Raw genomic sequence first — 13272 nt, 5'->3', positions numbered from 1 at the left:
GGCTGTCCTAAAACTTTAGGACAGCCTCTTTTCAGTATAAATTCACGATTTATGAATTCAACGCCTGGCTAAGTTTTATAGCATCCTGATTGCTCGGGTCGTACTGCAAAGATTTTGCAATGTGTTCCTTGGCTTTATCAGGGTTAGACTGCTGTTCTGAGAAAGCGATATAAAAATACGCATATGCCAGGTTTTTCTTGTTCTGTTCTACCTCTTCAGGTTTTACAGTAGCAATGTATTTCTCGTATGCCATTTTGGCATTAGCATCGTCTTTAGCGTTCTGGTACGCATAAGCCTGGCTGTAATAGGACGGTGCCCAGTCAGGAACCAGTACCGATACCTTTTTCCAGGTTTCAACGGCGTTGGTCCAGTCTGAAGCTTCCTGGTAAGCGCCCGCTAGTTTTGCCAGTGCTTCCGTATCTTTCGGATTAGCTTCTACTTGTTTCTTTAAAGCATCAACCGCAGGATTTGACGATTGGGTGGTAGTGGCGGCTGTAGCTGTCGTAGCCGTTGTTGCATTCGCTGCTACAGTGTCGGTTTTGGTATTTTGTGCACTCACAAAAGTGGCTCCTCCTGCTAACATTAGACCTAAAAACAGGTTTCTGATATTCATTTTAGTCATTTTCATAATTCTAATATTTTTCAATTGTGTAGAATAAAATTCAATAATAATTCCAGAAAGATTAATATTTTAGATTCATTAAGCTTTTTTTGAAAAAATTAACGGGTTTTTGCAGTGTTTTATATTATTTTTAGATTAAACGGCATATGACTTATATTTGTCAGCAATAATTTTAATGACAATTATACCGATGAATATTATATTAGCCTCTACATCCACGCTTTTCGGTGGAGAATACCTTGATTATTTGAAGGAAGAACTGATTACATTATATAAAGGTGTTGACGAAATCATATTTATTCCTTTTGCAAGGCCGGGAGGGATTTCTTATGACGATTATACGGCAAAAGCACGTTCTTTCTTTGAAACCATCAACATAAAAGTAAAAGGTCTCCACGAATTTGACGATAAAACAGAAGCCTTAAACAAAGCAAAGGGATATTTTACAGGCGGAGGAAATACTTTTTTGCTGGTGAAAACCCTTCACGAAGAAAATCTGATGTCTGTTGTGAAAAGCAATGTTGAAGCAGGAAAGCCGTACCTGGGATGCAGTGCCGGAAGTAATATCGGAGGACAGAATATGAAAACCACGAACGATATGCCGATCGTCTATCCGCCGAGCTTTGAATGCATGGGGCTTGTCCCGTTCAACATCAACCCACATTATTTAGATCCGAATCCGGATTTAAAACATAACGGAGAGACCCGCGAAACCAGAATTAAAGAATTCTTAACCCAAAATGACCTCAAAGTCGTAGGCCTTCGGGAAGGAAACTGGATCAGAAGAAAAGGTGACCACATCTCTGTAGAAGGCACTGAGCTGACCAGGATTTTTGAAAAAAATAAGGAGCCCTACGAGATCAAACCGGGCAGCGAACTGTAATTTTTTGGTTATATTTGAAATAAAGAATGGGTCATTAGGACAGAAATCAGATTCGTTGTTTTCACAATGGCCACCGTATGAGAAAAACTAAATGAAATGAGAAAAACACTCGCCGTTCTTACCCTGTCAACACAACTGGTTTTTGCACAGAATATATCCCAAAAACTGGATGAAGCAACCAAAAACCTGATGAACTCTTCCGCAGCTGTTTCGTCTAATCTGTCATTCTATGTTTCGGATGAAAGCGGGAACCTGGTATACGAATACCAGGGAAATAAAGGGCTTTCCACCGCTTCGACACAGAAGATATTTACCGCAGCGGCCGCTTTGGAAGTTTTAGGTAAAAACTATACTTATAAAACGACTTCCGGTTTTTCGGGAACGGTTTCTTCCGGTACTCTGAACGGGAACCTCATCATCAGCTCTACCGGAGATCCTACCTTAGGAAGCTGGAGGTATGACGGGTACAAGCCGGAAAACTTTAAACAGAAATTAATGGAAGCGGTAAAAAAAGCAGGAATCCATAAAATCTCGGGCGACCTCATTATCGATGATTCTTACTTCGATCACCAGACTATTCCGGGGGGATGGCCGTGGGACGATCTCGGCAATTATTACGGAGCCGGCGTCTGGGGAGTCAACTGGCGCGAAAACCAATTTGATATCAACATCAACGGAAATGAATTTAAAAGTTTTTCTTATCCTCTGGAAGGGGTAAACTGGCTCAATGATGTAAAAGTAGGAGGGAATTCAGACCAGAGTCTTATTTTCACAGCACCCCATTCCGATGTTGCTTTGATCAATGGGACGTTGCCTGCAAAAACAGTGACCGTTTCCGGAGCTACCCCAAACCCGCCCTTGCAATTAGGTGTTGAGGTTAAGCAATGGTTAAAGGATTCGGGCATCGATATTTCAGGAAAAGTGGTCACCAATTCGCAGCTTGAAATCGAAGGTAAAAAGCCACAGCAGCTTGCTGAAAATAAGGTGATCTTCACCTATGAATCTCCAACGCTGGATAAGATCGTGTACTGGTTTTTAAGGAAAAGCATCAATCTCTACGGTGAAAATTTAATCAAAACCTTGGCAAAAGAAAAGAAAGGAAATCCGTCCTTTAAAACCGGCGTGGCTTTCTTAAAGGAATTCTGGAAGTCAAAGGGCATCAATCCTTATATGATCAATTTCGCCGACGGAAGCGGTCTTTCCCCACAGAATTATGTCGCGGCAAAAGCGGAAGTTCAGGCATTGCTGTATGCGAAAAAGCAGCCGTGGTTCGAATCTTATTATGATGGTTTTCCTACCCAGGACAACGGCATGAAAATGAAAAGCGGAACGATGAGAGATACTAAATCTTTCGCAGGTTTCCATACTTCCAAAGACGGAAAGAAGTATGTGTTTTCGATCATTATCAACAATTACCAGGGAAGTGGGAGCGCTGAATTACAGAAGATCCTGACGGTTTTAAAATAAATGTACTTTGAGAAAATCAATATTTGCAAGGCTGAATAACTGGATCATATTTGTACTGATGACGATCGTTGTCCTTACGATTGTGATTGCTTCCACCATCCTGATTAATTTCCTGAGAAAGGAAGAGATCAAAAGGGTGGATATTCTCGTGAGTGCCCTCAAGTTTCAGCAGGAAGTAGATAATCCCAACCTGGAAATCCAGGCATTGCTGTTACAGATCTACAGTTCCAATACCACGATTCCGGTAATCATCCTGGATGAAAAGGACAATGTGATCGAGCATAAGAACCTGCCGAAAGATGTAGAAAATGATTCCGGTGAAATTGTCGCTATGGCAAAGAAGATGGCAAAGAGCTATCCTCCCATCGAGATCGAAATTACCAAAGGAGATAAGCAGATCGTTTTTTATGACAATTCTCCGTTGCTGAATAATCTGAGATATTCTCCCTACATCCTGGGCTTTTTTATTTTGTGTTATTTCCTCTTTTCATTCTGGTTCTTCCGGACCATTAAAAAGACCGACGAAGGCTACCTCTGGGCCGGGCTGGCGAAGGAAACCGCACACCAGATCGGAACGCCTTTATCCTCCATGATCGGATGGATGGAAATTATGAAACTTGACGATCCCGATTCCGAAGGCATCAGTGAAATCGAGAAAGATATCGAAAGATTGAAAACCATCTCTGAAAGGTTCTCAAAAATAGGCTCGGTTCCGGAGCTGAATGATATGGATCTCAATAAGACGATCAGCGATAATTATGATTATTTGAAAACACGTATTTCGAAAAAGATTAATTTCGGATTACATCTTCCCGGTTACACCATTAAAGTTCCCCACAACAAAATTCTGATGAGCTGGGTGATCGAGAATCTGGTAAAAAATGCAGTAGATGCCATGAAAGGCGAAGGTTCTATCTCGATGTCTGTTACCGAACGCCAGAAGAACATCGTGATTGAAGTACAGGATAACGGCAGCGGGATGACCAAACAGCAGGCTGCAAATGCATTCAAACCGGGATATTCTACCAAGAAACGCGGCTGGGGATTAGGCCTGTCACTCGCAAAAAGGGTAGTGCAGGAGTATCATAACGGCGATATTAAAATCGCACAGACCGAAGTAGGGAAGGGCACGACATTCAGAATTACCATCAGGAAATGATAGGTAGCTCGACTGCTATAACTGATTTATAATTCCACTCCTCTGGAGGGGTGGCGAAAATTTCAAAGAAATTTTTGACGGGGTGGTCTGCAAAGCCGAATTGCTATGCGAATCAATAATCAAAAGCTACCGTGAATTCTTTTACCGGCTGCGATAAAATCATTCCTGACAGCTATTAGAAGCAAAAGACTGATCCGAAAAACAGGAAAAGATCCAAAAATAAAAGCGGAGAAAATTCCCCGCTTTAATATTGATTTCTTTATTGAAAATTATTTCTTTCCCGTGAGCCACTGATCCTGAAGCTTCTTTTCTTCCGGTGTCGGGTTGGCTTTAAACTGTAGGGTCTCTATCGTCATTTTATCAAGAACCGCTTTTCCTTTAAGTTCCATTTTTTCAGGCTTTCCAGCGTTGTCTCTCAGAACGGTTACCGTAACATTCTGTCCATCCTTAATGGTTTTGGAATAATTGATAAAGTCCTGTATATTCTGGATGTTGATGGTTTTGCCGTCCAAAGCAACAACCTTATCCGTGATCTTAAACCCTATGCTTTTCGCAAAAGGAGACAGGGCAGAGCTTTCATCAAATACAAAGGCATTCGTTTTCTCATCATACCCGGTCTGGTTCGGGTCTTTAATGAACCAGAAGATTGGCGGCGTTTCCTGCGTTTTCATTTCTACCCCTACCATATTAAGATATTGTGCGTAGGGTGTAGGCTGGCTTCCTGCAATATATTTATTGTAGAAATCCTTTACCTGCGGATAACCCGTTACGGTCACCAGCTCATCGATCAGCTTGTCATCCTTGAAAGGCTTGTTTTCACCGAATCGCTGGGACAGTTTCCTGATCATATCGCGGTACCCCATTTCCCCATTGGAAAGCTTTCTGAGTTCGATATCCAGGCACATCGCCAGAAGCGCACCTTTTTCATAAACGTTTCTGTACTGATCTTTATATTCGTCAAGAAGAACGTTTTTACTCATCACCGTGAAAGGCATGGTATCGTTGTAATTCTTCGAGTTGGTGATCTTTTCGTTCATTCTCTGAAGGAACTCTTCTTTGGTGATCAACCCTTCCTGGATCTGGAAGAGATTGGCGAAGTATTCCGTTCCGCCCTCGTACATCCAGAGGTGCTGAGACATTTTAGGATTCGCATAATCGAAATAATGGATTTCTTCAGAATGCGTTTTCAAAGGATTTACCGTATGGAAGAACTCGTGGGAAACAACGTCGGTTATCGTTTTGTCGATCGCTTCTTTCGGCATCATTTCAGGCAATACGACACTCGTGGACTCATGGTGTTCCAGAGCGCCGAAACCTTTAATCTGCGGTCCGTCGCCTCCTGCAAGGTAAAGCATGATCGCATATTTTTTATTGGTGTTCATATCACCCAGGAATTTCTTCTGGGCCACGACCATTTTCTCAAGATTATCTTTAAAATCAGCCGCTTTATACTTTCCTGTCGGGGAATATACGCCTAGCACAAGATCCATCCCGCCTGCATTGAAGGTGATGTAATCCGGTTTGGTGTACATGAGCGGTGAATCGGTCACCTTTGCATAATTAGCGAGGGTAAAGGTATCGGTAGCTTCAGATTTGTCCTGGTCTACCAACGCTGTGGTTCCGTAGAAATCGGTAGGTTTCTGAATCACCAGCTGGTAAGGAACATCCTGCATATTGTCGATATAGCCTACAAATCCGTGGGTATTGATAAGGTAAACCTTTCCGGCTTCAATATCCGTTCCGGAAGGCGAGAATACCGCTTTGTGCTTTGAAGTGTCCATTTCGTCATCGAAACTGTCGTTGACAAGGTAAGTGACTTTTGATAAGTTCTGGGCATTTTTCAGAGCATAGGTATTGTCATTCACTTTGGTAAATGTAAGCTCCTTTCCTTTGTTGTCTAAGAATTTGATGCCTTCTACAAACCTTCCGTAATCGTCGACGGAATAGGTTCCGGGAACGGTTTTCGGAAAATGGAATTTCACATCACCCGATTTCATTTTTGGGAATTCCATCGTTACAGCCACCTTGTCGTCTTTTACATTCACAAGATCGATGGTGGTTTTAATCGATTGGGCATTCACCAGAAACGCCGTTAAAACGCCTAAGCTAAGTGCTATTTTTTTCATTGAGTTTAAGATTATAGTTAAATAGTTGTTGAAAACTTTATTTTGTTACGAAGGAGTGTAATAAATTTTTCATAAAAAAGACAAATCCCTTAGGGTAGAGATTTGTCTTCAGTATATTTTTGCGGTTACTGTATCTTTTGGAAATTGATATAGTAGTTCTTGTTAAACTGTACGGGGTTTCCTTTGTTCAGTTTTACGGTCTGCCACTGTTCTGTAGGATTTATGGTCTGTTCGCCATCGATTCGTATAGGAAGCTTAAAGTTCTTTGCCGTATTCGTATAGCGGAACCTGAGCTGTTCTCCTTTCTGGTAATATTCAAGGGTCGGAATTTTCGTTGATCTTAAATACTGATTGAAGACTCCAGAAAAGTCGATGCCCGATTTCTTTGAAATATAATCTTCAATCTGCCGGGTAGTGACCGTCTGATGATAGAAATCTTTATTGATGCCTCTCAGGATCTGCCTGAATTTATCATCATTATTGATAACCTGGCGGATCGTGTGGAGCATGCTGGCTCCTTTCGCATACATATCGCCGCTTCCTTCATTTCGCACACCGTATTTCCCGATGATCGGGATGTCGTTTTCTATCGTTCCCCTGATTCCCTGCGCGTAGAGGTCTGCTGATTTTTTATCCATGTACTTTTCGATAAATAAAACCTCGGAGTAATTGGTGAAGCTTTCATGGATCCACATATCGGCCTGGTCTTTTGCCGTCACATTGTTGGCAAACCATTCGTGGCCGCTTTCGTGGATGATGATAAAGTCCCATTTCAGCCCGACACCGGTGTTGGAAAGATCTCTTCCCAGGTAACCGTTCTGGTAATGGTTTCCGTACGCAACGCTGCTCTGATGCTCCATTCCCAGGTAAGGGGATTCTACAAGCTTATACGAATCTTCATAGAAAGGATACGGGCCAAACCAGTACTCGAATGCAGAAAGCATCGGCTTTACCTGCTCAAATTGTTTCCTGGCTTTGTCAAGGTTGTAATCGATGACCCAGTAGTCGAGGTCGAGCTTTCCTTTTTCGCCTTTAAAAGTATCTTTAAAATTAACATATTTACCGATGTTTGGAATGATGGAATAGGCATTGATGGGGTTTTTCACTTCCCAGACGTAAGCTGTTTTGCTGCCTTCGTCTTTTTTGCTGATCAGCCTTCCGTTTCCTACGCCCACGAGATCTTTTGGGGTAATGATTTTCATGATGATGCCGTTATCCGGCTCGTCGCTCCAGATATCCTTTGTGGGAAGCCAGATGGAAGCTCCGATGCCTTCATCGGCAACACTCATCCACGGATTCCCTTTTTCGTCTTTGGTGAAAACCCAGCCGCCGTCCCAGGGCGCATTTTTTGCAATAGTCGGGTTTCCGGAATAGGTGACGTCAATCGAATATTTTTCACCTTTTTTAAACGCCCGGTTGGTTTTGATCCAGATAAAATCGCCATCCTGCTTATATTCTGCGATAAGAAAGCCGGCTTCCACTTTATCGGCTTTCATAGGCTGCTGCAGGTCGATCTGGAATGTAGGGTTGTTCACATCCTTTGTGATCTCAAAGCTTATTTTATTGCTTCCTTTAATGCTTTTGGTCTCAAAATCCGGTTCTACGGAAAGGTCGTACTTCTTTACATCCCAGAAATTTCTGAATGCGGTATCGGAGCCTTTTAAAGTGTCCTGCTTCGTAAAGGTTTTGCCCTTCTCAAAAAACTGGCCAAAAGCCAGCCCCGAAACCAGCAGCACGGTATATGAAAGTTTTTTCATCTGAATTAAATTAATCCTTCAAAAATAGAAAATTAATTGATTATAAAGGTGAAAAAAGAATTTGTTGCCTGGATCTGTATCGAATTTTCCGGCACTTTAGAATAGTTATTAAAGGGACAAAAAAAGTAGTCTTAGTTTGACTACTTTTATTTGACAAATGTAAATATTTTATTATTACACCCCAACAATAATCATTTGTTTTTTAATATGTTAAATGGCAAATCTTGTCAAAAAACGGTCATTTTTACGCATTTTGACCAAATTCCCGATACCATAAACCCTACTGATTCTTAGGAGTTTGAGAACATATGTAGTCAAACTAAGACTACTTTTCATAAATGATGAAAAACCAAACGATTAGCTTTCCACGACTTCCTGTATTCCTGCATTTCTGCGTAAAAACGTTACGCTTTATCTTCAGTAATAAATCTTTTCGTTTAAAGATTACGGCAAGCCACTTCAGCCGTCCTCCGCCTGGTTTTAAACACAAACGGCACGAATGATCTTGCACGAATAGCACGAATACCTTTAGCATAGCAAATCCGGAAACGAAACTCAATCTCTGCGAGCTCTTCTAAGTGAAATCGAAGATTCGACGTAGTCAAACGGCTTTGTGAACCTTAAAGCATCATGTAATCAAAAGAAATCTTAGTGGTCTTTGTGTTCCAGCCTCCGCAAGCTCTTCTAAGTGAAACGGCTTTGTGAAACTTAAAAGCATCATGCATTAAAAAAACCTTTGTGTACTTTTTGTTCAAAAAAGAATAGGGCACAAGGGCTGAGTAATAAAATTAAATGATGATCGATACAACCACCCCGTCAAAAATTCGTTGAATTTTCGCCACCCCTCCGCAGGATGGGAATGCCCGGTGTTCGGTACGATGAGTGGTCGTCCATCTTTAATGGTTTACTGCGTGAGCTCTTATAAGCGAAGCGGCTTTGTGAACCTTAAAGCAGCATGAATGTAAAAGAAATCTTAGTGGTCTTCGTGTTCAAAAAAGAATAGGGCGCAAGGCTAAGTAATAAAATTAAATGCTCTTATAAGCGAAGCGGCTTTGTGAAACTTAAAGCAAAATGCATTAAAAAAAACCTTTGTGCACTTTGTGTTCAATAAATAAAGTAATCTAAACATTAACAACTTATAATACATAAACAATGAAAAACATTATTACAGTGGCTGTTCTATTTATCAGCCTTAATTTGTTCGCTCAGGTGGGGATTAATAATACCTCTCCTAAAGCCACCCTTGATATTACCGCCAAATCTACAGGTACCAGCACCGCCGAAGGACTTATTGCCCCAAGATTAGAAGGCATTGACATCAAAGGGAAAGATGCGAACTACGACACCGCTCAGAAAGGAGCGATTGTTTACGCTCTTTCAGCGGTTGCTTCTCCCAGCACAAAAACGGCTAATATTACCGCGGAAGGATATTACTATTTTGACGGAAGTGTCTGGCAGAAGCTTTCCAACTCTTCCGTTCCTTCGGTAGTGGTTTCATCCTCCGCTCTTAACGGAACTTACAAAGCAGGGACGACCATGACGGCTTCTAACACATTTACGGTTACCCTGACCAATAATTCCTTTAGTACGGCTACTATTGCTTTCAGTACGTCAGATCTTGTGCTTTCAGGCGTTACCGGTCTTTCTGTAGCTTCGGTAAGTCCTACCTCAAGTACTTTGATAGCAGGAGGAACAGTGACGGTAACTTATACTTTATCCGGAACTCCGGCTTCTTCAGGAACATTATCAGCAACATGGACGAAACTAAGTTTAAGTACTGCTAAAACAGTAACAATCCCTCCTAATGTGGTCTGTGCAAGCGGACAATGGAGCAGTGTAAGTCCTGCCATAGGAACAAATGGTCTTCGTACCGGAACAGCGTACAGTGCTATTTATTCGATTCCTTATACGATGGGTGCAGGAAATCTTCCCGCAGAATCTTATACGTCTAATGGATTAACATTTACGCTTACTAATACCAACCCAATTTCTTCGTCAGGGAATTTAACCTATTCGATTTCGGGAACTTATACCGGTATCGATAAAGGGATGGTGTCTTTTACCACTCAAGCAGGATGCACGGTTAAATTTGGAGTAAGATATACTGCCTCTTATTCATTTACGATCAGTTCTACAAACGGTGGAAACAATGGTTCTTTTAATGTCTATCAAAGTTATTCATCTAATGATCCGAGTCTAAATTATGCCAGTACCGTTCCTTCATCCGTGTGGGTGCCGCTAAATGGAAATTACGTTACCACAGGTTCAGCATCGTGTACCATAACGGGATACAATCATGGTTATATAGATTTCTTTGGGCAACACTTACTTAACGGCCAAAGTGCTAATTTCAATAATAGTTCAAATCCTTTAACACAGAATACCTATAGTTCTTATATTGATGCCTGTTATGGCTGTTCGCCTGCCACTACCGTAAGTGGTTCAGGAAGCCTAACTCTAACATATATCCATCCGTAAGAATTTTAACCCGACACCAATATCTTGGGTTGCTATTCTTAACTATATATAAATAAATGTTATAAACCTCACAGGTTTCCAAAACCTTGAAGGTTTTAAAACCAACAATCATTTTAAAACAAAAGTATAATGTCAGTATTACATAAAATCAAAGCGTATCTGTACGATAACGTTTTAACGAAAGACAATCCCAATGACTTCACGGCGCGCACGACGAGCGAGCGCAGCCTCAATGTCCAGCAGATCTGCCAGGCAGCGGTATCCCGTGGCGGGGCAGACATCTCGGCTTCGTCTATGGAGCACGCCACCGAGCTGTTTCTTAAGGAAATGGCGTACCAGCTTTGTGACGGCTTCTCTGTAAACACCGGGTACTTCACCGCAATCACCACCATCCGCGGGGTGTTCGACAGCCCATCGGAGACGTTTAACAAAGACAAGCACAGCATCATCTTCCAGTTCAACCAGGGCGAGAAGCTCCGCGCTGAGATCCCCAACATCGAGGTAAATATCTTAGGAGTAGCAGAATCTTCAGCAGTGATCTTACAGGTCACGGATGTAAAAAGCGGTTCGGTGAACGACCTGCTTACCCCGGGCAGAAACCTGAAAATTGCGGGCAGCAAGATTAAGGTAACAGGCGAAGACCCTTCGGTGGGTGTATTCTTCGTCAACGCCGCTTCACAGGAAACAACTAAAGTAGAAGCCAGTGATATCGTGACCAATAATCCTTCGGAGCTTATCGTGGTGATTCCTGAATTAGCAGCAGGAACTTATAGAATAGAGATCATAACGCAATATGCAGGCAGTATTATTCTAAAGGAGCCTCGCGTCGCAACCTTTGACAGAGAATTAGCCGTAGAATAACAAGCGGATTGCATCAGTGCATGCAAGAGGTTTGCAAGGAGGCGTGTAAGGATCTTGCAAGGAGGCTTGCAAGAGGTTTGCAAGGGAGCATGCAACCGGCTTGTTCTAACAAACCTACCCTAATACTGAAATTATATTATACTGTATTGAGGTTTAGATTAGCACAAAAATATTCCATCCTGGAGATGGTTTTTTCATCAACTGTGTTGACTCCGGTCCGGGAACTTTCCCGGCCGGAGTTTTTTGTGGGCTGGTGGCTGAGTGTAAGGACTGGTGGCTTCGAGAGCCTTAGCCACCACTCAATAAAATCCACCACTTTGACTGTAACAGTAACCCCAAAGTCCACCGTAAGAAGACCGTCGTAAAAATTCCCATCCTCCGAAGGGGCGACAAAATTCAAAGAATTTTTGGTGGTGTGGTTTGAGAAAGATTGCGGGATTGCTGCTTCCAGTGCCCGGTGGTTGAGCGGAGTCGAAGCCACCGGGAGACGAAGCGTAAGGACTGGTGGCTTCACGTATGGCAGCGTCATAAACCACCCCGTCGCAAATTCCTGTGGAATTTCCGCCACCCCTCCAATGGAGTGGAATTGTGAAGCAGTCGTTGTGAGATGAGAAAGGGTGCATTACCACTGCAATTGTCATCCTGAAAGGATCTCAATACGAATGTTTCCGTGCGCATGTTATCGGCGAGGTCGGGATTCCTACGAATGACAATAACTGGTCGACTTTCGGGGCCTGAGGCTCTCGAAGGCCCGCGTGCACTGGCAGGACTGGTGGCTTCGAGTCACCTCAGCCACCATTCAAAAGAGACCACCATTTTCCTGGTAAAAGTAACCCCAAAGTCCACCGTAAGAAGACCGTCGAAAAAATTCCCATCCTCCGAAGGGGCGACAAAATTCAAAGAATTTTTGGTGGTGTGGTTTGAGAAAGATTGCGGGATTGCTGCTTCCAGTGCCCGGTGGCTGAGCGGAGTCGAAGCCACCGGGAGACGAAGCTTAAGGACTGGTGGCTTCACGTATGGCAGCGTCATAAACCACCCCGTCGCAAATTCCTGTGGAATTTCCGCCACCCCTCCAATGGAGTGGAATTGGAAGCAGTCGTTGTGAGATGAGGAAGGGTGCATTACCACTGCAATTGTCATCCTGAAAGGATCTCAATACGAATGTTTCCGTGCGCATGTTATCGGCGAGGTCGGGATTCCTACAATGACAATACTGGTCGACTTTCGGGGCCTGAGGCTCTCGAAGGCCCGCGTGCACTGGCAGGACTGGTGGCTTCGAGTTACCTCAGCCACCACTCAACAGAGACCACCATTTCCCTGTAACAGTAACCCCAAAGTCCACCGTAAGAAGACCGTCGTAAAAATTCCCCTCCCATGGAGGGGCGACAAAAATTCAGGGAATTTTTGGTGGTGTGGTTTAAAGATTTCGGACTGGTGGCTTCACGTATGGCAGCGTCATAAACCACCCCGTCGTAAATTCCTGTGGAATTTCCGCCACCCCTCCAATGGAGTGGAATTGTGAAGCAGTCGTTGTGAGATGAGAAAGGGTGCATTACCACTGCAATTGTCATCCTGAAAGGATCTCAATACGAATGTTTCCGTGCGCATGTTATCGGCGAGGTCGGGATTCCTACAATGACAATACTGGTCGACTTTCGGGGCCTGAGGCTCTCGAAGGCCCGCGTGCACTGGCAGGACTGGTGGCTTCGAGTTACCTCAGCCACCACTCAACAGAGACCACCATTTCCCTGTAACAGTAACCCCAAAGTCCACCGTAAGAAGACCGTCGTAAAAATTCCCCTCCCATGGAGGGGCGACAAAATTCAAAGAATTTTTGGTGGTGTGGTTTGAGAAAGATTGCGGGATTGCTGCTTCCAGTGCCCGGTGGCTGAGCGGAGTCGAAGCCACCGGGAGACGAA

12 protein-coding genes are annotated in these 13272 nt (G+C 43.2%); 5 read left to right on the top strand and 7 right to left on the bottom strand.

Annotated features, from left to right (window positions below; genetic code table 11):
* Positions 1-49 precede the first annotated feature (49 nt).
* Positions 50-628, bottom strand: coding sequence for a tetratricopeptide repeat protein (locus AC0N32_RS16185; RefSeq protein ID WP_476394880.1), 579 nt, complete (start codon positions 626-628; stop codon positions 50-52).
* Positions 629-812: 184 nt separating this feature from the next.
* Between AC0N32_RS16185 and pepE the strand changes: the two genes are divergently transcribed.
* The 3 genes from pepE (at position 813) to AC0N32_RS16170 (ending at position 4131) form a co-directional block, all read left to right on the top strand.
* Positions 813-1505, top strand: a complete 693-nt coding sequence (pepE, locus tag AC0N32_RS16180; RefSeq protein WP_476394879.1) for a dipeptidase PepE — start codon at positions 813-815, stop codon at positions 1503-1505.
* Positions 1506-1601: 96 nt separating this feature from the next.
* On the top strand, positions 1602-2972 hold the full coding sequence (dacB, locus tag AC0N32_RS16175; protein ID WP_476394878.1) for a D-alanyl-D-alanine carboxypeptidase/D-alanyl-D-alanine endopeptidase: 1371 nt from the start codon (positions 1602-1604) through the stop codon (positions 2970-2972).
* Between the two features lie 7 nt (positions 2973-2979).
* Positions 2980-4131: a sensor histidine kinase gene (locus AC0N32_RS16170; RefSeq protein WP_476394877.1), complete on the top strand. Its 1152-nt coding sequence runs from the start codon at positions 2980-2982 to the stop codon at positions 4129-4131.
* Positions 4132-4400: 269 nt separating this feature from the next.
* Here the strand turns inward: AC0N32_RS16170 and AC0N32_RS16165 are convergent, their stop codons facing one another.
* Complete coding sequence (locus tag AC0N32_RS16165; protein ID WP_476394876.1) at positions 4401-6257, bottom strand: M61 family metallopeptidase; 1857 nt, start codon at positions 6255-6257, stop codon at positions 4401-4403.
* Positions 6258-6382: 125 nt separating this feature from the next.
* The gene (locus tag AC0N32_RS16160) at positions 6383-8014 is read right to left on the bottom strand and encodes a M1 family metallopeptidase (RefSeq protein ID WP_476394875.1); all 1632 of its coding nucleotides are present in this window, start codon (positions 8012-8014) and stop codon (positions 6383-6385) included.
* 1152 nt (positions 8015-9166) lie between these two features.
* On the opposite strand from AC0N32_RS16160, the gene AC0N32_RS16155 reads away from it, so the two are divergent.
* Together AC0N32_RS16155 and AC0N32_RS16150 are read left to right on the top strand one after the other, a co-directional pair.
* Positions 9167-10492: a hypothetical protein gene (locus AC0N32_RS16155; protein ID WP_476394874.1), complete on the top strand. Its 1326-nt coding sequence runs from the start codon at positions 9167-9169 to the stop codon at positions 10490-10492.
* Between the two features lie 129 nt (positions 10493-10621).
* Positions 10622-11353, top strand: coding sequence for a DNA-binding domain-containing protein (locus AC0N32_RS16150; protein ID WP_476394873.1), 732 nt, complete (start codon positions 10622-10624; stop codon positions 11351-11353).
* A 136-nt stretch (positions 11354-11489) separates the two neighbouring features.
* Here AC0N32_RS16150 and AC0N32_RS16145 read toward each other — a convergent pair whose 3' ends face one another.
* The 4 genes from AC0N32_RS16145 to AC0N32_RS16130 all read right to left on the bottom strand — a co-directional run.
* Complete coding sequence (locus AC0N32_RS16145) at positions 11490-11921, bottom strand: hypothetical protein (RefSeq protein ID WP_476394872.1); 432 nt, start codon at positions 11919-11921, stop codon at positions 11490-11492.
* 215 nt (positions 11922-12136) lie between these two features.
* On the bottom strand, positions 12137-12493 hold the full coding sequence (locus tag AC0N32_RS16140) for a hypothetical protein (RefSeq protein ID WP_476394871.1): 357 nt from the start codon (positions 12491-12493) through the stop codon (positions 12137-12139).
* Between the two features lie 140 nt (positions 12494-12633).
* The gene (locus tag AC0N32_RS16135; protein ID WP_476394870.1) at positions 12634-12924 is read right to left on the bottom strand and encodes a hypothetical protein; all 291 of its coding nucleotides are present in this window, start codon (positions 12922-12924) and stop codon (positions 12634-12636) included.
* Positions 12925-13069: 145 nt separating this feature from the next.
* On the bottom strand, positions 13070-13272 hold a 203-nt coding region (locus tag AC0N32_RS16130; RefSeq protein ID WP_476394869.1), incomplete at its 5' end, for a hypothetical protein.

The organism is Chryseobacterium endophyticum, assembly GCF_056333165.1.
Note: the sequence above shows the minus strand (reverse complement) of the source record. Positions and strands in the feature narration are given on the sequence as shown.